20 protein-coding genes and 1 other annotated feature are annotated in these 21,645 nt (G+C 35.9%); of the genes, 15 read left to right on the top strand and 5 right to left on the bottom strand.

The window, feature by feature from the left end; all coding sequences use genetic code 11:
* On the bottom strand, positions 1-1,059 hold the full coding sequence (locus HR057_RS06765; protein WP_173730671.1) for an LCP family protein: 1,059 nt from the start codon (positions 1,057-1,059) through the stop codon (positions 1-3).
* Between the two features lie 232 nt (positions 1,060-1,291).
* On the opposite strand from HR057_RS06765, the gene HR057_RS06760 reads away from it, so the two are divergent.
* Positions 1,292-1,504: a hypothetical protein gene (locus tag HR057_RS06760; RefSeq protein ID WP_173730670.1), complete on the top strand. Its 213-nt coding sequence runs from the start codon at positions 1,292-1,294 to the stop codon at positions 1,502-1,504.
* Between the two features lie 78 nt (positions 1,505-1,582).
* Positions 1,583-2,326 carry a YjbA family protein gene (locus HR057_RS06755; RefSeq protein WP_173730669.1) on the top strand — a complete coding sequence of 248 codons (744 nt, stop codon included), beginning with the start codon at positions 1,583-1,585 and terminating at the stop codon, positions 2,324-2,326.
* A gap of 100 nt (positions 2,327-2,426) precedes the next feature.
* Here the strand turns inward: HR057_RS06755 and trpS are convergent, their stop codons facing one another.
* Positions 2,427-3,413, bottom strand: coding sequence for a tryptophan--tRNA ligase (gene trpS / locus HR057_RS06750; protein ID WP_173730668.1), 987 nt, complete (start codon positions 3,411-3,413; stop codon positions 2,427-2,429).
* 149 nt (positions 3,414-3,562) lie between these two features.
* Positions 3,563-3,735, bottom strand: a binding site (T-box leader).
* A 152-nt stretch (positions 3,736-3,887) separates the two neighbouring features.
* On the opposite strand from trpS, the gene HR057_RS06745 reads away from it, so the two are divergent.
* The 6 genes from HR057_RS06745 (at position 3,888) to HR057_RS06720 (ending at position 10,831) form a co-directional block, all read left to right on the top strand.
* Entirely contained in the window at positions 3,888-5,519 is a 1,632-nt protein-coding gene (locus HR057_RS06745) for a peptide ABC transporter substrate-binding protein (protein ID WP_230474376.1), read from the top strand.
* 42 nt (positions 5,520-5,561) lie between these two features.
* Positions 5,562-6,491 carry an oligopeptide ABC transporter permease gene (gene opp3b / locus HR057_RS06740; protein WP_173730666.1) on the top strand — a complete coding sequence of 310 codons (930 nt, stop codon included), beginning with the start codon at positions 5,562-5,564 and terminating at the stop codon, positions 6,489-6,491.
* Positions 6,440-7,411, top strand: a complete 972-nt coding sequence (gene opp3C / locus HR057_RS06735) for an oligopeptide ABC transporter permease (protein ID WP_374724182.1) — start codon at positions 6,440-6,442, stop codon at positions 7,409-7,411. Before opp3b ends, opp3C begins: the two co-directional genes overlap by 52 nt.
* 12 nt (positions 7,412-7,423) lie before the next feature.
* A complete protein-coding gene (locus HR057_RS06730) occupies positions 7,424-8,434 on the top strand; it encodes an ABC transporter ATP-binding protein (protein WP_173730664.1) in 1,011 nt (336 codons plus the stop codon).
* Positions 8,435-8,482: 48 nt separating this feature from the next.
* Positions 8,483-9,400, top strand: coding sequence for an ABC transporter ATP-binding protein (locus tag HR057_RS06725; RefSeq protein ID WP_374724181.1), 918 nt, complete (start codon positions 8,483-8,485; stop codon positions 9,398-9,400).
* 138 nt (positions 9,401-9,538) lie between these two features.
* Positions 9,539-10,831, top strand: a complete 1,293-nt coding sequence (locus HR057_RS06720) for a putative glycoside hydrolase (RefSeq protein ID WP_173730662.1) — start codon at positions 9,539-9,541, stop codon at positions 10,829-10,831.
* A 191-nt stretch (positions 10,832-11,022) separates the two neighbouring features.
* Here HR057_RS06720 and HR057_RS06715 read toward each other — a convergent pair whose 3' ends face one another.
* Complete coding sequence (locus tag HR057_RS06715; protein WP_173730661.1) at positions 11,023-11,205, bottom strand: hypothetical protein; 183 nt, start codon at positions 11,203-11,205, stop codon at positions 11,023-11,025.
* A 313-nt stretch (positions 11,206-11,518) separates the two neighbouring features.
* Here HR057_RS06715 and spxA point away from each other — a divergent pair, with 313 nt between their 5' ends.
* Positions 11,519-11,914 carry a transcriptional regulator SpxA gene (spxA, locus tag HR057_RS06710; protein WP_173730660.1) on the top strand — a complete coding sequence of 132 codons (396 nt, stop codon included), beginning with the start codon at positions 11,519-11,521 and terminating at the stop codon, positions 11,912-11,914.
* A gap of 8 nt (positions 11,915-11,922) precedes the next feature.
* Here spxA and HR057_RS06705 read toward each other — a convergent pair whose 3' ends face one another.
* Positions 11,923-12,588: a TerC family protein gene (locus HR057_RS06705; RefSeq protein WP_173730659.1), complete on the bottom strand. Its 666-nt coding sequence runs from the start codon at positions 12,586-12,588 to the stop codon at positions 11,923-11,925.
* A 282-nt stretch (positions 12,589-12,870) separates the two neighbouring features.
* Here HR057_RS06705 and mecA point away from each other — a divergent pair, with 282 nt between their 5' ends.
* The 5 genes from mecA (at position 12,871) to pepF (ending at position 19,216) form a co-directional block, all read left to right on the top strand.
* A complete protein-coding gene (gene mecA, locus HR057_RS06700) occupies positions 12,871-13,572 on the top strand; it encodes an adaptor protein MecA (RefSeq protein ID WP_173730658.1) in 702 nt (233 codons plus the stop codon).
* Between the two features lie 124 nt (positions 13,573-13,696).
* Positions 13,697-15,211 (top strand): cardiolipin synthase, encoded by a 1,515-nt coding sequence (cls, locus tag HR057_RS06695; RefSeq protein WP_173730657.1) that lies wholly within the window; start codon positions 13,697-13,699, stop codon positions 15,209-15,211.
* Between the two features lie 68 nt (positions 15,212-15,279).
* Positions 15,280-16,479: a competence protein CoiA gene (locus tag HR057_RS06690; protein ID WP_173730656.1), complete on the top strand. Its 1,200-nt coding sequence runs from the start codon at positions 15,280-15,282 to the stop codon at positions 16,477-16,479.
* Positions 16,480-16,589: 110 nt separating this feature from the next.
* Entirely contained in the window at positions 16,590-17,312 is a 723-nt protein-coding gene (locus HR057_RS06685) for an AAA family ATPase (protein WP_173730655.1), read from the top strand.
* 86 nt (positions 17,313-17,398) lie between these two features.
* A complete protein-coding gene (gene pepF / locus HR057_RS06680; protein WP_173730654.1) occupies positions 17,399-19,216 on the top strand; it encodes an oligoendopeptidase F in 1,818 nt (605 codons plus the stop codon).
* A gap of 609 nt (positions 19,217-19,825) precedes the next feature.
* Here the strand turns inward: pepF and HR057_RS06675 are convergent.
* On the bottom strand, positions 19,826-20,680 hold the full coding sequence (locus tag HR057_RS06675) for a ClpXP adapter SpxH family protein (protein WP_173730726.1): 855 nt from the start codon (positions 20,678-20,680) through the stop codon (positions 19,826-19,828).
* 255 nt (positions 20,681-20,935) lie between these two features.
* Here HR057_RS06675 and pssA point away from each other — a divergent pair, with 255 nt between their 5' ends.
* Entirely contained in the window at positions 20,936-21,634 is a 699-nt protein-coding gene (gene pssA, locus HR057_RS06670) for a CDP-diacylglycerol--serine O-phosphatidyltransferase (protein WP_173730653.1), read from the top strand.
* Positions 21,635-21,645: the final 11 nt, after the last annotated feature.

The following is a 21,645-nucleotide window of genomic DNA, read 5'->3' as shown; positions in this document are numbered from 1 at the left end:
TTATTGGATATTATCGACAGCAACTTCATTGATGCTCACTTTTTCGGAAACGACTTGTTTTGTTGAGAAAAAATCTTGTAAGGCTTGTTTATTTTCTTCAATGTCCATTTCCAAAACCGCTCCGGCATGTTTGTAACTTTTGTTTTGATATGAACCATCAATAGGAATACGAATTGTTTCAATATCTTTTGGATTTGTTAAAAAGCTCGTTCCTAGTGCAAGCATTTTTTTCGAGCTTATATTTGTATCAATGTATGGTTGAATGGTACCTATCATTTTCGGAAGTTTGGCAATGCCATTGAAGCTAATAATCTCATCTTTAACAGCCGCAATCACTTGCTGTTGTCTGCGGACTCGCCCAAAATCACTTTCCGCATCATGTCGGAATCGGGCATATTCTAACAACTTTTGTCCATTTAATCGTTGTACACCTGGTTGGAAGTCGATATATAGTCCTCCCGCTCTGTCCGTATACTTCATTCTTTTTTCAACATCAATTTCTACACCATTTGGCGATAATACATCGACCACTTGAGCAAAACCGTCAAAATTGACAACGGCATAATACTCAACATCGATTCCGAAGTTTTCTTTAATCGTTTGACGCACTAACTCAGGGCCGCCATAGTGGTAAGCTTGATTTATTTTATTATCACGATGTCCTGGGATTGAAACGTAAGAATCGCGCATAATAGATGCAAGTTTTGCAGAACCTGTATCCGGATCATATTGGGCAATCATGATTGTGTCTGTTCGACCTTCCCCTGAAGTCGAATCTACTCCCAAAATGAGGACATTCGTTTTTTCTAAATCTTTCACACCGTTGAAGTCATTGTTTTCTTTATCTTCTTTTTTTCCGTTATTGAATGGCAATTCATTTTCACCAGAAGCTGAAATATAGCCGCTATAATATTGAAAAACCCCATAACCAATTATCGCTATAAAAAATGTTAATAGAATGAGGCTTATTCTCAATCGATTTTTTTTCTTTCTTCTTCTTTTCAATGCTTGTCTTTGTTGTTCTATATTCCTTCTACGCTCAAATCGCGATGAAGACATTGCTATGTTCACCTCTCCTTAAATACACAACAACTAATTTACTCCCATTTTATGAATTCGTAAACACTTTTTTTACAGAGGAAGTAACCTTTAGGTTTATAGATTACTAGATTCGACACTCATTTACAATATTAACATAAAATCAATATAATTTCTTCTAGTTTTTATTTTCATACTTTTTTCCTCTTCTCATAAATATGTAATAGGGACAAGCAAAAGGAGGACGGAAACGTTGGTATTCCGGCTATTTATTTTTTTAACTGGTTTTGGACTAGCAGTAGCCGGAGGGGTGACGATCATCGGATATTTGAACCTCATTCCGATCGGCTATTCTTTCACGGATTATTTATTATTTATTAGCAAAAAAATTGAGTGTTACTTATTAATAATAGGTCTTCTATTTATATATTTTAGCATCTATTCTCCATTCGAAAAAAATGAATAAATTTCATTAACTGGAATATTTTTCACATCATCTGCCTATACTGATGGTTAACAATGAGTGTGAAGTGAGGGGTAAAACATGCTTTATCTGCACGATGTATGGGTAAATTGGTTTGAAGGAGAGGAAAATGGTTATAATGTATGTCATTTTCATGAATGGAGAAAAGAAGATACCGTCGAGCTTCTTGATCAAGTACCGTTAATAAAAGTTGAAAAAAAATTATTTGACTATATCGAAAATGATATGTCAGATTTGCCGCAACAGCTGTTGGAAGATGTTTATCAAAAAAGTTATGCTCGACGTAATCATGAAAGGGTTCAGCTTGATTATTGTTTCGTTGTTACCGATGGTATGGGCATTTTGGCAGTCGATACTTTAGGTTACCATATCCCAATTAGAAAAAGCAGACTTATCCCAAGACAAGAGCAATTAGTTTATGACATCGTTGAAAATGTTGAACCGACTATTTATGAATTTAAAGCAAAGTCTAAAAAAGAATATCATATTTTATCACCTGATCCGAAATTAATGAAAGGTCTTACTAGAAAAGAAAGGCAATTAAAACAATTGTTATTCATGGCACTTGATCAATTGCGTACAACTGGAAATGCAGCAGAAATTCGTTATTGGTATACAGAATGGAATCCGTCAATGTACGAAGAGATTCAAAAGCATGATTTTGAATACGTTTGGAATAAATTGTACGAAGAAACGAAAGAAGGCTGGTCGTCAAGACATGAACATTTATGTGAACGACTTGTGAAAGGGCAGCCTTTCTTTGAAAAATTGTGGGATTTAGAACAAGGGACGAAAGTCAATTAATGATTATGAAGGGGTTATTTAAATATAAGAAAAGGCAATTGGCGAAAAGTGAAATTTCTCCAATTGCCTTAATATTTTTGATAGCGGATTTTTGTTTTTACTACCGGCTTCTACCTAAACCCATCGCTTTTTCAACTTTCTTTAACATTTTTGAAGCAACCGTATTTGCTTTTTCAGCTCCGAGATCTAAATAGTCATCTAGCTCTTTTGATTCAATTAATTCATAATATCTTTCTTGAATCGGTTTTAAAGTTTGGATGACTGCTTGAGCCACATCGGCTTTAAATACGCCATATCCTTTTCCTTCATATTCTTTTTCAAGTTCTTCAATAGTTTTATTTGCACAAATAGAGTAAATCGTAAGTAAGTTGGAAATGCCAGGTTTATTTTCTTTATCATATTTAATGATGCCTTCTGAATCGGTTACGGCGCTTTTAATTTTCTTTTCGATCTGTTTCTCTGTATCTAACATCGAAATGAACGCTTTTGTATTGGCATCAGATTTGCTCATCTTTTTCGTAGGATCTTGTAGAGACATAATCCTTGCGCCAACTTTCGGAATTCTAGCTTCTGGAATAGTAAAAATTTCGGCATATTTTTTGTTAAAACGTTCAGCTAGGTCACGGGTTAATTCGATATGCTGTTTTTGATCTTCGCCGACCGGGACAATTTCAGTGTTATATAATAGGATATCTGCGACCATAAGAGGTGGATATGTTAAAAGTCCTGCTGAAACTGCTTCTTTGCCAGCAGATTTATCTTTAAATTGAGTCATTCTTTCTAGTTCACCGATATAGCTGATGCATTGCATAATCCAACCTAGCTGTGCATGTGCCGGCACTTCAGATTGAATAAATAATGTTGATTTTGTTGGATCGATACCGACAGCAATATAAAGTGCCGCCAAACTGCGGATATTTTTTTGTAATTCTTTAGGATCTTGCGGTACGGTGATCGCATGTTCATCAACAATGCAGAAATAACAGGTATTGTCTTCTTGTAGATCAACAAAATGCTTCATTGCGCCAAGATAATTTCCAATTGTTAATGTACCGCTCGGTTGAATACCCGAAAAGATTATTGCCATTGTTTCAATTCCTCCTACTAAATCTATGTATTTACATCAAGAAAAACATGTAATTTACACAAAATGGCAAATTACGATGTTTTTTTTATACTTTAGGACCGTTAACGATTTATGCTATTTAGAGTATAAAAAAGTCCATTCGCCCGCAAACAAGGGACGAATGGACCGTGGTGCCACCCTTCTTATTCTATGTAAATAGAATCACTTTAAAAATATAGTTGCTCCAAAAGCCCATTCCAAATCTTTCCGCTGCTTGTTCCCACCAACCACAAGCTCTCTAAAAGCATCCAGAAATGTACTTTTCTTTTATCATTGCAATCATCGATATTTAATTAAAATTTAAAATTAATTATAGTAAACGCTCTTCTAAAAATCAAGGAATTCACAACATTTTTGGTCATCCTACTTGCGACAGAATGAAATAGAAAAAATTGGAGAAGCTATGATTAATTGAAGTTGAGGCGGAGGTTTATGATGAAAAACTGGCTTTTACTAATCATTTTGTCGCTTCTATTAAGCGTGGTAGCTGGTGCCTGCGGTCAAGCAGGAGAGAAAAATTTTGGAAGAGAGCAAGTAGAGAAAGAAGAGCAAGTTCTCAATCTTTTATCTTCGGCTGATTTGCCTACAATGGATACGACGGAAGCGGATGATAGTGCTTCCTTTACAGCAATGAACCAAGTGTTTGAAGGGCTTTACCGGCTTGGACCAGATCAAAAGCTCGTGCCTGGAGTAGCGAAAGCTTTGGAAAAAAGCGAGGACGGTCGAGTACTTACTTTTCACCTTCATGAAAAAGCAAAGTGGAGCGATGGTTCACCAGTTACTGCACATGATTTTATTTTTGCATGGAAAAAAGCCATTCATCCTAAAACGCTTTCTCCATATGCTTATCTGTTTAAACCAATTCAAAATGCTGAAGCAATTATGACAAAAGGAAACCCTTTATTTGGAAAAGTAGATGTACTTGGTGTAAAAGCTCTTAATGATAAAACGCTGCAAGTGACCCTTGATATTCCTGTTCCCTATTTTCTATATTTAACGGCATTTCCAACATTTTTTCCGCAAAAAGAATCATTCGTTAAAAAAACGGGTTCTGAATACGCCCTTTATCCAGATAAAATGCTTTATAACGGCCCATTTTTCATGTCTAAATGGACGACATCCGGCTGGACTTTTGAAAAAAATCGCACTTATTGGGATCGAGATACAGTGAAGCTTGAAAAAATTCATTACAAAGTGATGAAGGATGCAGCGAGTGAAACAAATTTATTTGAAACAGGACAAGTCGATCGCGCTAGTGTTCATGCAGCATTTATTGACTATTATCAAAACCATCCCGATTTTTATACAAAAAGAGATCCGTCAATGTGGTTTTTAAAATTTAATGTTGACCGCATTCCGCTTCTTCAACGAAAAGCCATCCAACGTGCTATAAATAAAGAACAATTAGTAGAAAACTTATTGAAAAATGGTTCCGTTAAAGCAGACTATTTCTTTCCTGAAGGTTTTGCTTTCCACCCTACGAGCGGCGAAGACTTTCGTGCAAAATACGGCAATCTTGTTTCTTATGATGTAGATGAGGCAAAACGTTATTGGAAGGAAGCCGGTTCGCCAAAAGTAACGTGGGAATTATTAATTAGCGATCAAGATCAAACGAAGAAAATTGCAGAATTCATAAAAAATGAACTGGAAACCAATCTTCCGGGTTTAACAATTTCCATTAATGTGCAGCCGTTTAAACAAAGGCTCGCTCTAGACCATGCGATCAATTATGATATTCAACTTGCAGGATGGGGACCTGATTATCAAGATCCGCTGACCTTTATGGATTTATGGGTAACGGATGGAGGAAATAATAAAACAAATTATGAAAATCCCGAGTACGACAAAGTGATTGAAGAGGCCATTTCCAATTATCATTCATTGGCAGCCCGGTTTGAAAGTTTGCAAAATTTAGAAGTCATCGTTTTGAAAGATGACGCCGTCATTGCCCCGTTATTTCAAGGTGGACATGCCGTTTTGCAAAAAAAATATGTCAAAAACTTTATCGAGCATCCTTTTGGCCCTGCCTACAGTTTAAAATGGGTTTTTTTTGATAAAAAATACTAACTATTCGGACGCACTAGCGCATGTTTAGGTGGTGGAAAATATTTGTTTCGCTATTTTCTAAAACGAATGATTTATATGTTCGTTACGTTTTGGCTCATTGTAACCGTTACTTTTTTTCTAATGCACACACTACCTGGATCTCCTTTTAATGACGAAAAACTAGGAGAAGAACAGATTGAAATGTTGAAAGAGCGGTATGGTCTAGATCAACCAGTTGTGATTCAATACGTCCGTTACCTTGCCAATATTGTTCAAGGGGATTTTGGCATTTCTTTTCAATATGATGGACGTCCAGTTACGACTATTATTGGAGAACGCCTGCTTGCCTCTGTTTTATTAGGAAGTCAAGCATTGTTGATCGGAACTGTTGTCGGTTTATTGTTAGGGATCATTGCAGCTATTTACCATCATACAGCGCTGGATTTAGCGTCGATGGTACTGGCTGTATTAGGATTGTCCATTCCATCTTTCGTGTTCGCAAGCATCTTACAATATTGGTTGAGTGTAAAGTGGAAATTGTTCCCTGCAGCTTTTTGGGAAGGCTATGAATATACCATTCTTCCTACAATTTCGTTAGCGGTTTTCGTCATTGCCCAAGTAGCCCGTTTTATAAGGACAGAAATGCTAGAAGTGCTTGAAGAAGATTATATTTTAACAGCAAAAGCAAAAGGATTAAGCAACAAAGCGATTATTTTTAAACATATGTTGCCAAATGCCATCATTCCAGTAGTGACGATCCTTGGTCCGATGGCAGTCAATATTATAACGGGTTCATTAGTGATCGAAAAAATATTTGCGATCCCGGGGCTCGGTGAACAGTTTGTTCTTTCAATTATGACAAACGACTATCCTGTTATTATGGCGACAACATTGCTTTATGGAGCTTTATTTATAATCATCATTTTAATTATTGATTTATTATATGGCTTGATCGATCCAAGAATTCGTTTATCTGGAGGGAAAGAAGAATAATGAAGACGAATGCTTGGTTTTATCTGAAAAAGAATAAAGCCGCCATGACAGGGATTGTTGTCATTGCCATTATTTCCGTGTTAGCGTTGATAGGCCCTTATTTAAGTACTCATTCACAAGTGGAACAAAATCTTGAACATGCCAACTTGCCTCCGAAAATGCCAATTTTAGAACATTTTCCGTTTTTAGGATTTGATGGCAAAGATATTTTTGGAGTGGACCAATATGAAAAGAGAGGGATTAACGAATATTATTGGTTCGGTACAGATGAACTCGGGAGGGATTTATGGGCGAGGACATGGCATGGTGCGCGCATTTCTCTTTATATTGCCATTTTGGCAGCTATTATTGATTGTGTTATTGGTGTAACTTACGGGGGAATTTCTGCTTATTATGGGGGCCGAATTGACAATTTCATGCAGCGTATTATTGAAATTTTGGTCGGCATTCCAAGTTTAATTATTATCATTTTATTCATTTTAGTATTAAAGCCAGGAATTATGTCGATCACATTGGCGATGGTGATGACAGGTTGGGTTGGCATGGCCCGGATTGTCCGCGCACAAGTGTTGAAATTAAAAGAACAAGAATACGTTTTGGCAGCAAAAACATTAGGTGCCACAAGTAAAAGACTGCTTTTAAATCACTTAATTCCAAATACTTTAGGTGCCATTATTATTACAACGATGTTTACGATCCCAGGTGCAATTTTTACGGAAGCATTTTTAAGTTTTATCGGTTTAGGACTACGTCCACCGATCGCTTCTTTAGGAACGCTTGTGAACGATGGCTTTCGGTTGATGAAAATTTATCCGCATATGATGGTTATTCCGACCGTTATTATCAGCATGCTTATGATTAGTTTTAACTTGCTTGGCGACGGGCTTCGCGATGTGTTAGATCCACGCATGCGGAATTAGGAGGTGAGGCGCTTGAACCCAATATTAAAAGTGAAAGATTTGCATGTTTCTTTTCATACATATGCTGGCGAAGTGAAAGCACTGCGCGGCGTTAATTTTGAACTAAATGAAGGGGAAACATTAGCAATAGTAGGAGAATCAGGTTCAGGCAAATCAGTCACCACAAGAAGCATCATGCGCATTTTACCACCTGCAAAAGCGCGGATTACACATGGAGAAATTCTTTTTGAAGGAAAAAACTTGCTCGAGTTAAGAGAAAAAGAAATGCAATTATACCGCGGATCAAAAATTTCAATGGTTTTCCAAGATCCGATGAGTGCTTTAAACCCGACAATGACCATTGGAAAACAGCTAACAGAAGGTATTCGGAAGCATTTAAACTATAGCAAATTTGAAGCAAAATTACGGGCAATTGAACAGATGAAACAAGTTGGGATTGCGAATGCCGAAACACGTTTCAACCAATACCCACATCAATTTTCTGGTGGAATGCGGCAGCGCATTATGATTGCGATGGCACTTTTATGCAATCCGAAAATTTTAATAGCTGATGAGCCTACAACAGCATTAGATGTAACTGTACAAGCGCAAATTCTTGATTTAATGAAAAAAATCCAAGAAAGACAAAAGACTTCCATCATTTTAATTACCCATGATTTAGGTGTTGTGGCAAGTATGGCTGACCGTGTTGTTGTCATGTACGGCGGGATGGTCGTTGAATCTGGCACTGTCGAAGAAATTTTTTATGAGCCTAAACATCCTTATACATGGGGGCTTTTAATGTCTGTTCCGAAGCTCCATATGAAAAAAGAAAAACTTTATAGTATTCCCGGGAGGCCTCCTGATTTGCTTTCTCCACCTTCAGGTTGCCCTTTTGCACCACGTTGTGCTTATGCACTGGACATTTGTGGGCAAAAGATGCCGCATCCAACGAAATATTCCGTTACAAGTATGGCTGCTTGTTGGCTCCAAGATGTAAAAGCCGCTCATGCTCCATACGAAAACTTGCCTAAGGAGGTTTAATCATTGGGGGAAAAATTAGTAGAAGTAAAAAATGTGACAAAACATTTTATGATAAATAAAAAACAACGCCTCACAGCCGTTTCTAATGTATCCTTTGATATTTACAAAGGAGAAACGTTTGGGCTTGTTGGAGAGTCTGGCTGTGGAAAATCAACAATTGGCCGCTTATTAATGCGTTTATATGAAACAACTGCCGGTGAAATCTTCTTTCAAGGTGAAAACATTCATGCAAGAAAAAGCAAAGAAAAGGAAAAACTATTATATCGTAAAATGCAGATGATTTTTCAAGACCCTTATTCATCTTTAAATCCGCGCATGACTGTTTCCGATATCATTGCTGAAGGTTTGGATATACATCAACTAGTGAAAAACAAAAAAGAACGTCAGGAAAAAATAGACCAACTCTTGGAGATTGTCGGATTAAAACCGGAAGATCGAAACCGGTATCCACACGAGTTTTCCGGTGGGCAGCGCCAACGGATCGGTATTGCCCGTGCGCTTGCTCTTGAACCAGATTTTATTATTGCTGATGAACCGATATCAGCATTGGATGCATCCATACAAGCTCAAATTGTTAATTTGCTGAAGGAACTTCAAGAACAGCGCGGATTAACGTATTTATTCATAGCCCATGATTTGGCGATGGTGAAATATATTAGCGACCGTGTAGGTGTCATGTATTTAGGAAAGTTAGTTGAACTTGCTGAAAGTGAGGAACTATATGAACAGCCGCTTCATCCATACACGAAAGCGTTGTTATCTGCTATCCCACTTCCTGATCCCCGGCTCGAGAGGACGAGAGAAAAAATTATTTTAAAAGGGGAAATTCCAAGCCCCATCGATCCACCAACAGGATGCCGGTTTCATCCACGCTGCCCTGTAAAAAAAGAAATTTGTGTTCGTTTGGAGCCTGAATGGACAGAAGTGAAAGAAGGTCACATCGTTCTTTGTCATCTATATCAGTGAATAACAAAAATGGGACTGAATATATATTACTAACGAAGCAAACAATAAAGAAATCATTGAAATTTGTCGAATTGCGGTGAATCTCATAAAAAAATGAATTATAATTAGAACAGAATAAAATGGGATTGGAGCAACTTTATGGAGAAATCGGCAAGAAGGGCAAAAAAATTAAAAGAATATTCTTTTTTTCTATTACTTGGTTCATTATTAATTGTTTTATCTTCAAGTTTAAATGTTGATGCAGGGGAAGTTCGTTTGGCGAATTTTCATGCCAAAAAACAAATTCAAGAAGTGCAAATAGATTTGCCAAGGAACTTACCGAGATTTAAATATAATACGGGTTTAAATTTTACATATCCCGATGCTGTTAGAGGAGTATATATGACTGCTCATACTGCCGGTGGATACAGCAATTTCCTTGATGTAAGGAACAATCCTTCGAGGAAGTTATCGGCCTCTGGAAAAAAGTTTGCTGACATCATTCATTTAATAGACAATACAGAATTAAACGCGGTTGTTATTGATATAAAAGATGATTGGGGAAATTTAACGTATGTACCAGAACCAAATTCCCCGCTAGCTGAAATCGGCAAGCCATATATTAAAAATCCTCGGGAACTTTTGGAATTATTAGAAGAAAAACAAATTTATCCAATAGCGAGAATTGTTGTATTTAAAGATACAGTACTCGCAAACAAAAAACCGAATTTATCTTTTTTACAAAATGGAGCTGTATGGAAAAATAATCGTAAAGAATCATTTGTCAATCCTTTCTTAAAGGAAGTATGGGATCATAATGTAGAGGTTGCTATTGCTGCAGCCAAATTAGGGTTTAAAGAAATCCAATTTGATTATGTTCGCTTTCCAGAAGGATTTGAAAAGAGAGATCAAATTTTAACTTATAGCATGGGTGCTTACAAAGAAATAGAAATGGACAATATTCAAAAACGTGTTCAAGCAGTCACTGATTTTGTTGCCTATGCCAAGGAGCAATTAAAACCTTATGATGTCGATGTTTCGGTCGATATTTTCGGATATACGGCAACTCTTCCTGAAGCACCTGGAATTGGACAAAATTTCACGAAAATCTCTGAACATGTTGATGTTATTTCTTCGATGATTTATCCGAGTCATTGGACTTCTTATTTTGGTATCGCGAAGCCTGATCTTGAACCATATAGACTAGTTACAGCTTATGCAAAAGTTGAAAATGAAAAATTGAGTACATTGGAAAGCCGGCCGATTTCTAGACCTTGGATTCAAGATTTTACTGCCTCTTATTTAGGAAAAGGAAATTATAGGAACTATGGAAAGGAAGAAGTTGAAGCACAAATTAAAGCGCTAAATGAGAATGGGATCAATGAGTTTTTACTTTGGGATGCAGCCAATACGTATACGGTCGGTGTCGATTATACGCCGCTAAATAAATAATTTCTTGTATTGGAAGATTTTCGTGTAGGTTTTTGATGAAAGAAAACCATTGTTGTGAGGAAACTTTCGGTCGTCCTTTATGTCTGAACTTATGCATTATTATCGAAATTGAAGAATGGCCGTTGATTATGCTTTTAACATTTTTACACACCAAAAAAGGCGGTTTCATCAACCGCCTTTTATACTTTATATTATTTTCTTCCGCCAACCAATTTCCAGCCAGCTTGAGTTTTCTTTGTTTGTTCAACATGCAAATCGCGTTTTCCTCCGCCAAATAAACGATAGCCAATATTATGTGTGATGACACCATTTAAGGCAGTAATTCCAATAATTAAAGCAGCGATAATAGCAAAATCAACAAAATATTCAATCACAGTCATTACCCCCAAGTTTTCAGTCCTACCTAATATATTTTATTAAATCTATCTCCAAAAGAAAAGAGGAAGCAATAAATTGTTTTCAAAGGAGTTTCTATAAAAATTTTTTGGATTTTTTTCATCTTTTTTGAAACCATTGATGGTCTAAAAACGTAAAAAAAATTGTTCAATAAAATGAAACAAATATTTATAAAACTATATATTTCTTATAAGTTTTATTGTATAATGATAGTGAAGCTAAATTAAAATAATTTTAAAGTAATAGTCAATGTTTAAATAAATATTTTAAAATGGATTGGAGTGATGAAGTATGGTTACATTATTTACTTCACCTAGTTGTACATCCTGCCGGAAAGCAAAAGCATGGCTTGAAGAACACGGAATACCTTATAAAGAAAGAAACATTTTTTCAGAACCGCTAACGATTGAAGAAGCAAAGCAAATTTTGAGAATGACTGAGAATGGAACGGATGAAATTATCTCAACTAGATCGAAAATTTTTCAAGAACTTAATGTTGATTTGGAAACTATGCCATTGCAAGATTTGTTTAAATTGATCAGTGAAAACCCGGGTTTATTAAGACGGCCAATTATCATCGATGAAAAGCGTTTACAAGTTGGTTATAATGAGGACGAAATTCGCCGTTTCTTGCCAAGACGAGTCCGGACGTATCAATTACGCGAAGCACAACGTTTAGTAAATTAAAAAAACTTCTACGCATTTTTCGTAGAAGTTTTTTTTAACCATCCTGCTAAAAGGACAAACATAATTGCAAATGAAGGGATTATATAATTTGAGTAATGAATCGTTTCTAAAAGCGGTTTTATTCGTTCCTCGTTTGCGATCATTTTTCCTGCAGTTAAGGCAAGAATAGCTGCACCGATGTAAATAACAACTGGGAATCTTTCCATAATCTTTAAAATAATCTTACTGCCCCAGACGATGATTGGGATCGATATTAACAAACCGAAAATCACTAGAATAATTTTGCCGCCGGAAGCACCCGCTACAGCGAGTACATTGTCAAATCCCATCACGATGTCTGCTAAGACGATGGTTCTCACAGCTTGGAAAGTCGTTGTACCTCCTCTAATTTTATTCATATCATCGCCCTCTTCTGTCAGCAAATTGTAGGCAATATAGAGGAGGAATAGACCGCCTATAAGCTGTAAATAAGGAATCATTAATAATGTAACAGCCATAATCGTGAGACAAACGCGAACGATGATGGCTAGAGCTGTACCGAGAACAATAGCTTTGTTCCGCTTTGCAACAGGCAGATTGCGGCAGGCGAGCGCAATGACAATCGCATTATCCCCTCCTAAAATGATATCAATCCCAATGATCATTATGATTTGTGTTAAAAATTCTAGATCCAAAGTGATTGCCTCCTCGTCCATTCAGTCTTAAATTTATGCAAGGCTTATACAATTTATAACTAAAACCTCTCGAATTTCATTTATCTGAAAGGACGTGAGTCTGTTTTTTCTTAATTCGAATTTTTTATTTCCCTTATAGTTCTTTTTATCATAAAATAGAGGTACAAGGTTACATTTTAAATATTATGGGCATCTTAGATTATAACTATCATTTGAAGAGCGACAGCTCGGGGGTAGGTAGTCCCTTCACAAATTTATCTCGTTTAGAAGGGAGAGAGAATAATGGAAATCGAAAGAATTAATGAAAACACTGTAAAGTTTTATGTAACATACAGAGATATTGAAGATCGAGGATTTGATCGTGATGAAATATGGTTTAACCGTGAAAAAAGTGAAGAATTATTCTGGGAAATGATGGATGAAGTTAACAATCGCGAAGAATTCAAAATAGATGGACCTTTATGGATTCAAGTGCAGGCACTTGAAAAAGGCTTGGAAGTTGTTGTGACAAAAGCCCAATTGTCAAAAGATGGTCAAAAACTTGAATTGCCAATTGGAAATGATAAACATATTGATATAACTGTTGGTGGAAACTTCGAGAATTTCTTAGTCGATGATGATTTAGATCAATCTCCTGAAGATCAATATGATGTTTTTCCATTTGAAGATGAGGATTTTACAGAAGATTCAATCCATTTCCTCATTGGCTTCCATGATTTTGAAGACGTCATTCGATTAAGCCATCATATTGATACGGAAGGCTTGACTAGCAGCTTGTATCACTTTGAAGGAAGATACTACTTATATATTGGATTTGATGAAGAAATCCTTGAAGAAGGAAAAGAAGACGACAGATTGGCTCAAATACTTGAGTTTGGATTTGAATCAAAATTAACGATTCATCGCGTCCAAGAATACGGAAAAGAAATTATGCATCAAAACGCTTTACAGCAAATTAAACAACATTTTCCATTAATTAGCTAACAATATTCTCGGTTTCACGCAGGTGAAGCCGTTTTTTCATTTTATTGTTACGAAAGTTAATGGGAAAGTTTACAAATTTCCGTTATAATTGATGGGATAATATGTAGTAAGGAGTTATCTTCTTATGAAAAAAAGAATGCAAATTGGCATTTTTTTAATTGGCTTAACAACGGTGCTTGTGTTAACGAAAAACTATTGGGAAGGCTGGCTATTAGGAACGGTCAGTATCATTATTTCTATTTCTGCCTTATTTATAGGATTCTTTATTTTTTTGGAAAATCGAAATCCGCGGACGACCATTGCTTGGATGGTTGTATTGGCAGTATTCCCAATTATAGGTTTTATTTTTTACTTGTTGTTTGGCCAGAATTATCGAAGAAACAAAAAGAAATATGAAAAAAAAGCATGGCTCGATGAGCAAGCTTTTGCAAAAATAGAAGGGAACAGACAAATCAACGAAAAAGAGCTAAATCAGATGGGAGAACATCAAAAAAACTTATTTCGCCTTGCTCACCGTATTGGAAAAAGTCCAATTTCCTTTTATACCGAAACAAAAGTGTTAACAAATGGAGAACAAACGTTTAATGCATTGATTGAAGCAATGAAAAATGCAACCCACCACATCCATTTGGAATTTTATATTGTACGTGATGACAATATCGGCAATGAAATTAAAGAAATATTGATGGAAAAAGCAAAAGCGGGCATCGAAGTTCGTTTTTTATATGATGCGGTTGGCTCTTGGAAATTATCCTCTTCTTATATTTCCGATTTGAAAGAGGCTGGCGTTGAAATTGAACCATTTTCTCCGGTTCATTTGCCAAGCTTGAACAGCCAAATTAACTTTCGAAATCACAGGAAAATCGTTGTTGTCGATGGCAATGTCGGGTTTGTCGGCGGTTTAAACATAGGTGATGAGTATTTAGGGAAAAATGAATACTTTGGTTTTTGGAGAGATACGCACCTTTATGTGCGAGGGGAAGCAGTCAGAAGTTTGCAGCTGATTTTTTTGCAAGACTGGTACTACACAACAGGCAAAACATTGCTAACGCCGGTTTATTTATCGCCGAATCTTGTAGAGGATGAAGAATTCGGAGGGGTACAGCTTCTGTCTGGTGGACCCGACAATACTTGGAATGTCATAAAAAGTGTATTTTTTGCAATGATAACTTCTGCAAAAAAATCGATTTGGATTGAGTCACCATATTTTATTCCAGATGATGATATTTTATCAGCTTTAAGGGTTGCTGCTTTATCGGGAATTGATGTTCGAGTAATATTGCCCGGCAAACCGGATAAACGTCTAGTTTTTTACGGTTCTAGATCGTACTATAAAGAACTTCTGGAAGCAGGCGTTCGAGTTTTTGAATACCAAAACGGCTTCTTACATAGTAAAGTCATTATAGTTGACTGCGAGTTGGCATCGATTGGTACAGCTAATATGGATATGCGCAGCTTCCATTTAAATTTTGAAGTAAATGCATTTTTATATAAAACAAAAAGCACAGAGACGCTTGTTCGTGATTTCTTAAATGATATTGAAAATTCAAAAGAAGTTCATCTTGAAGACTATATAAACCGACCGATACTCCAACGGTTGAACGAGTCTTTTGCCCGCTTATTTTCGCCGTTATTATAAAATTTTTTATACATGCAGGAAAACCACTCTTTTCGTCGAATTATGTTGCGATGAAAGGAGTGGTTTAATTGTTATTAGCCCAAACGGAAGACGGACGAATCATCTCGCTCGTTAAGGTTAAGAACAAAGTGGAATTAGAAGAACTAAAGAAAAATGAGAATTTTATTTGCCCCGTTTGCAAAGAAAAAGTGATATTAAAGACAGGAACGAAAAGAATTTGGCATTTTGCACACGCTCACAATACGAATTGCGGGCAGGAATTTGAACGGGAATCGGATTACCATTTACAAGGGAAAATCAAGCTTTATGAATGGTTTCAAAACCAAGGATTTCATGTTGAACTTGAAAAGTATATCCCCGAAATTAAACAGCGTCCGGATTTGTTCTTCCAGTGGAAAAATAAAACTTATGCTATCGAATACCAATGTTCAAAGATTGATTTACAACTTCTAAAAAAGCGCACCGCCCTATATCTTCAAAACCATATCACCCCCATTTGGATTGCAGGTAGGACGCGGCTGAAAAAAGTTTCGCATCTATCAATTAAACTTTCCACATTCGACTTATCTATGGCAAACTTCTTACATCATCAACCTCTATTAATCTATTATTGCCCAATTACGAATCTATTTACGATCCTTTCTAACTTATTCCCATTCAGTTCAACGACTTTTACAGCATCAACCGAAATCGTTCCTGCATGCAAAATAAATTTTTCCCAACTTTTTCAATGGAAGCAAGGAAGAAATTTTGAATGTAAGGAGAGTTGGCTATCTTTAAAACAGCGGTTTCGTACGAATACGCATTTATATCTTTCGACCTGTTATAAAAGATTTTTTTACGAAAATGGTTGTCCTATTAGCTTACTACCTGGTGAAGCTGGAATACCCGTTAAATCAATGATTTGGATGCAAACAGAAGCGATTCTTTGGCAAGGGTGGATATTAGTAAAATTTATTATTCCATCTAGAAGAGGGGAGACCATATCATTTCATACCATTTTTCATCGTTTTAAGGAAGAAGTGAGGAAAGGTTTTTTTGTTATTCGCCAATTGCCGTTTATTAAAGATAGCCACTACTCATTTGCAATATTGGAATATTTACAAAAGCTTGAAAAGCTTGGGGTGTTAAAGCGAACGGGAAGCATGACGCTTTTTCAAAAGGAAACAGAAATAATCATCCCGCAAAATGTGGAAAATGCATGTCAGCTTGATCGTGATGTATGGAAAAGACTAAACAATCTTGAAAAATATAGGAAAGATAAATGACCGTTAAGGGAAAAAACAAAATAGAAAGTTGAAACATATAAAAAAACAGAATTTAATATAATTAATGGTAAATTCTTTGTATTTTATGAAACCTTTTAAGGATGATAAATATGTTTTTACGAAGAGTTACGATTCTCCATGAAAAAATTCCAAATTATAAACAATATCCCTTTTCTATCCCAGCTATAAAAAATTTAGACTATATTCAAATTAATAGTCTGGTTACTTTTTTTGTCGGGGAAAATGGGACTGGCAAGTCTACGTTGCTGGAAGCTATTGCGGATGTGGCAGGGTTTCATACCGCTGGTGGAAGCCGTCATAATACGTATGAAGTTTATTCATCACAATCTTCTTTAAGAGACTTTGTTCGATTATCTTGGCTTCCGAAAATAACAAATGGTTTCTTTTTTCGCGCGGAAACATTTTATCATTTTGCAACTTACATGGATGAAATTGATACAACTGGTTTTAAAGATTATGGTGGAAAATCCCTTCATGAACAATCTCATGGTGAATCGTTTTTATCATTATTTAAAAATCGATTTAAGGGAAAAGCTATCTATCTATTAGATGAGCCGGAAGCCGCCCTATCTCCGGCACGACAATTAACGTTTTTAAGGATTATCCATAATTTAGTATCAAGCGAAAATGTTCAGTTTATAATTGCTACTCATTCGCCGATTTTGTTAGGATTTCCAAATTCACAAATTTATAGTTTTGATGATGAAGAAATTCGTGAGGTTTCCTATGAGGAGACGAATCATTATTTGATAACGAAATATTTTTTGCAAAATCGGGAAAAAGTATTGTCTGAATTGTTGAAAGATGAATAGCAATCTCGAGTGAATAAATTTTTATATATAAAAGATGTTAGGATATACTAGATTAGAGGAAAATTTTTCATTTGGAGGTTTGTAAAATGGCTGAAGAAAAAAAAGCAAAGTCATTGCCAAAACGAAGCGAAATCCCGGTTGAAGATACATGGCGCTTGGAAGATATCTTTCCTACAGACGATGATTGGGAGATAGAATTTAAAGAGATCAAAAATATGATTCCTACAATTGAACAATACCGCGGCAAATTAAGTGAATCAGCGGAAACATTGTATCAAGCTTTACATACACAATATGAAATCTCAAAAAGATTGGGCAAGCTTTATACGTATGCCCACATGCGCTATGACCAAGATACAACAAACTCTTTTTATCAAAGTTTGAATGCCCGCGCTGAAAATTTATACACAGAAGCGAGCAGCAGTTTTTCGTTTATTGATCCAGAAATTTTAGCGATGGATGAACAAAAGTTAAAATCATTCTTAAATGAACATGAAGATTTGAAATTATATGAACATGTTTTGGATGAATTAAACCGTATGCGTCCACATATTCTTTCAGAAAATGAAGAAGCAATTCTCGCACAAGCTTCAGAAGTAATGGGAAGCCCAAGCAATACATTTGGTATGTTGAATAATGCTGATATGAAATTTCCTGCCATCATTGATGAAAACGGGGAAGAAGTCGAAGTTACCCATGGCCGTTATCTTCGCTTCCTTGAAAGCTCAGACAGAAGAGTGCGGGAAGATGCTTTTAAAGCTGTATATGAAACATACGGAAAATTTAAAAATACATTTGCAAGCACATTAAGCGGAAATATAAAGAAAGATAACTTTTTTGCTCGCGTGCGCCGTTATAAATCAGCGCGTGAAGCTGCCCTAGACAGCAACAACATTCCTGAAAGCGTCTATGATACATTAGTTGAGACTGTGAGCGATCATTTGCACTTATTGCATCGTTACGTGGCATTACGGAAAAAAGTACTTGGTGTAGATGAGCTCCATATGTATGATCTTTACACACCGCTCGTAAAAGACGTGAAAATGGAAATCACGTACCCAGAAGCAAAGGAATTGGTTATCAAAGGATTGGCGCCACTCGGGGAAGAATATCAGCAAATTTTGCAAGAAGCATTTGACAACCGTTGGATTGATGTTCATGAAAATGAAGGCAAAAGAAGCGGAGCGTATTCTTCAGGGGCTTATGGCACAAATCCGTATATTTTATTGAATTGGCAAGATAATGTAAATAACTTGTTTACACTTGCCCATGAATTAGGCCATTCAGTTCACAGCTACTATACTCGTAAAACACAGCCGTATCCATATGCGAATTATTCGATTTTCGTAGCTGAAGTGGCTTCTACGTGCAATGAAGCGTTATTAAATGATTATCTATTAAAAAATGAAACAGATAAGCAGAAAAAACTTTACATTTTAAATCATTATTTAGAAGGCTTCCGCGGTACTGTGTTCCGTCAAACGATGTTTGCTGAATTTGAGCATCTCATTCATGAAAAAGCCGCTCAAGGAGAGGCATTAACGGCTGAACTCTTAACTTCGTTGTATTATGATTTAAATAAAAAATATTTTGGAGATGGCATTGTTATCGATAAAGAAATCGGGTTGGAATGGGCTAGAATTCCTCATTTTTATTACAATTATTATGTATATCAATATGCTACAGGATTCAGCGCAGCTAGTGCATTAGCGAAGCAAATTTTAGAGGAAGGCAAACCTGCTGTTGACAGGTACATTGAGGAGTTTTTGAAAGCGGGTAGTTCTGATTATCCGATTGAAATTTTAAAACGTGCCGGTGTTGATATGACATCAAGCGAACCAATCAAAGAAGCGTTAAAAATGTTTGATGAAAAATTAACGGAAATGGAACAATTGTTAAGCTAAAAATAAGATGCTGTAAATAGAGGGACATTCGTGAAAAGAAACTGTTTGCACGAATGTCTCTTTATTTTTCATTTAATGTTGGGAACTTTTCCTTCTTGGTCGCATCCGGAAGCGGTTGCGGTTATTCCAAATTTGAACGGTAAAAAAAATTGATAAAAAGAGCGGAATAGCAGTATAAAAAAATGGAAAAATTCTCATTAATCCAAGTAAATAAAAGCAAAAACTTGCGAAAATGAGGAGCACGCCTATGGCGAGTAAAATTTTGTTCACAATTCCACCTCCGATATCAGCGTATGCACTTTTCTTTTCATTCATGAACAGACATTGGATGAAAAACCTTGTCTAATTTATGAAAATTATTGGAAAAGAAAAGTGACAGTTTTGTGAAAGTATTAACAATCTCGTTGTCACAGGAAAAAGAACTTGTTATTATAAATTCGTAAAGTTAATCACAAACAAACATAACCCCTTTGTTTGACCGTGAAACTTTCTCCCACCCCCCTGTCGAATAAGACATAAAAAGAAGGTTAGACTGATCTAACCTTCTTTTTATTTTTATATGGCTGGTTCTCTTGTATTAATATTATAGAAGGGCAGAAGTTCATTGGCTTAATCTCTGTCTTTGATGTACCGCCAAAACGTCCCATACTTCACTGGTACACGCTCAACGATTTGATTTAAAAGATACTTCTTCATTTTTTTCTCTACTTCTTGACAAGTTAAATTGTAAACGACAGCAATTTCTTTCGTAGCCACAAATTTGAAATGAGCCAAAAATTCTTCCAACGGGGGAGGGGATTTTGCAATCGGTTTTCTTTGCAAAATTTCCTCTAACACTTGAACATATATTTCATATGGGAAAGAACCGGAAAGTTTAATGCCTTCTTCTTCAATTTTTTCATTATTAAAAAAAACAAGAGTTGGACTTTCTTCAACTTCCATTTCCCGTGTAATTTTCAAATCACATTGAAGGGCCTTACAGGATGTTTCTGAGAGAAGATCTTTACTGAATTCTTCAACATCTAAACCTGCTTCTTTAGCAATGGAAATTAATACATCTTTTTTCGTAATATTTTGTTTCTCAAGGAATAGGCATTCTTGCAGTTTTCTTAAAAAACGCATACCGGCCCTTTTTCCTTGCAGTTCAGCGGCTTTAATTGCTAATAAAGCTGTAATAGGTTTAGAAATCGGGTCTTCATACCAAACATCGCCATCACAGGACATTCCGGATTTACTAGCTGTGCGCTCCCAATTTTTCGCAATTTCTGATGGAGCTTTTTTTGAAATATTTAGAGATGTTAACCGTCCAGTTAATACGTGTCGAATACAAAATTTATCTCCATATTCAATTATCAATTTTTTTAATAATGGCTCCAGTGCCCAGCATTCAGGGCAAAGGGGATCGATAAAAACATAAATTTCTACCTGTTTGGCAATTATATTGTTCCAGCAACATTTTTTCATTTCCTTGCTGGCACCCGAACCGTTAAAAACCATGAAGATCTCCTTTCTGTTCAGGAAATATTACTTTTATTTTAGCAACGACGCATGGTTCCGGCAAATATTGTGCTTTTGAACTATTTGCCTCTATTAGTAAAGAAGTGGAAAAGAATCATTAAATTAAGTTGCAAAATGATTGTTTTTAGGATTCAATATTTATGAAGCAAAACAAATCATATGTGAAATTGATTCTTCAAATGATGAGGTGTGACACCATTTATGCGAATAACGAAATCGATTCCAAATATGTTTACATTAGGAAATCTTTATTGCGGTTTTTTGTCGATTGGTTTTGCGGCGAACGGGGAGTTTAACAATGCTGCAATTTTAATTTTAATTGGTATGATGCTTGATAGTATGGACGGAAGATTAGCTAGAATGCTAAAAGCTGATAGTTCTTTAGGAAAAGAATTGGATTCCCTTGCTGACATTGTTACCTTTGGGGTAGCGCCATCATTTTTAGTATATTATACATATTTTTTTCAATTCGGATTATTAGGTTTCATCGTTGCGGGTTTATTTCCATTGTTCGGAGCCTATCGATTAGCAAGGTTTAATATAAGCTCAACGAAATCATCTTTGCATTATTTTATTGGCGTACCGATCACAGCAGCTGGCGGGATATTGGCTTTATTAACGTTATTTGGAAATTATATCCCAAATATTATCATTTCAGTTGTGTTTACCGCTCTATGCTTTTTAATGGTTAGCCGCATTCGCATTCCAAGTTTAAAAGAAGTTCCTTTGCCGAAATACGGCACGATTGTAACTTTATTTATTGGCTGCCTTTTATATGTGATTTATAAAGGAACTTATATTAAATTTCCCTATCTTATTTATATAGCCGCACCGCTTTATATTGCTTACTTAGCTTATCGTTTTATGAAGGGAAAAAATAAAAGGGATGATCTTGATTAAAAAAATCGCCT

The sequence above is a fragment of the Calidifontibacillus erzurumensis genome (assembly GCF_013303125.1).
In the GTDB taxonomy this organism is placed as follows: Bacteria; Bacillota; Bacilli; order Bacillales; family Bacillaceae_J; genus Calidifontibacillus; species Calidifontibacillus erzurumensis.
This window is presented reverse-complemented; position numbering and strand designations above follow the sequence as displayed.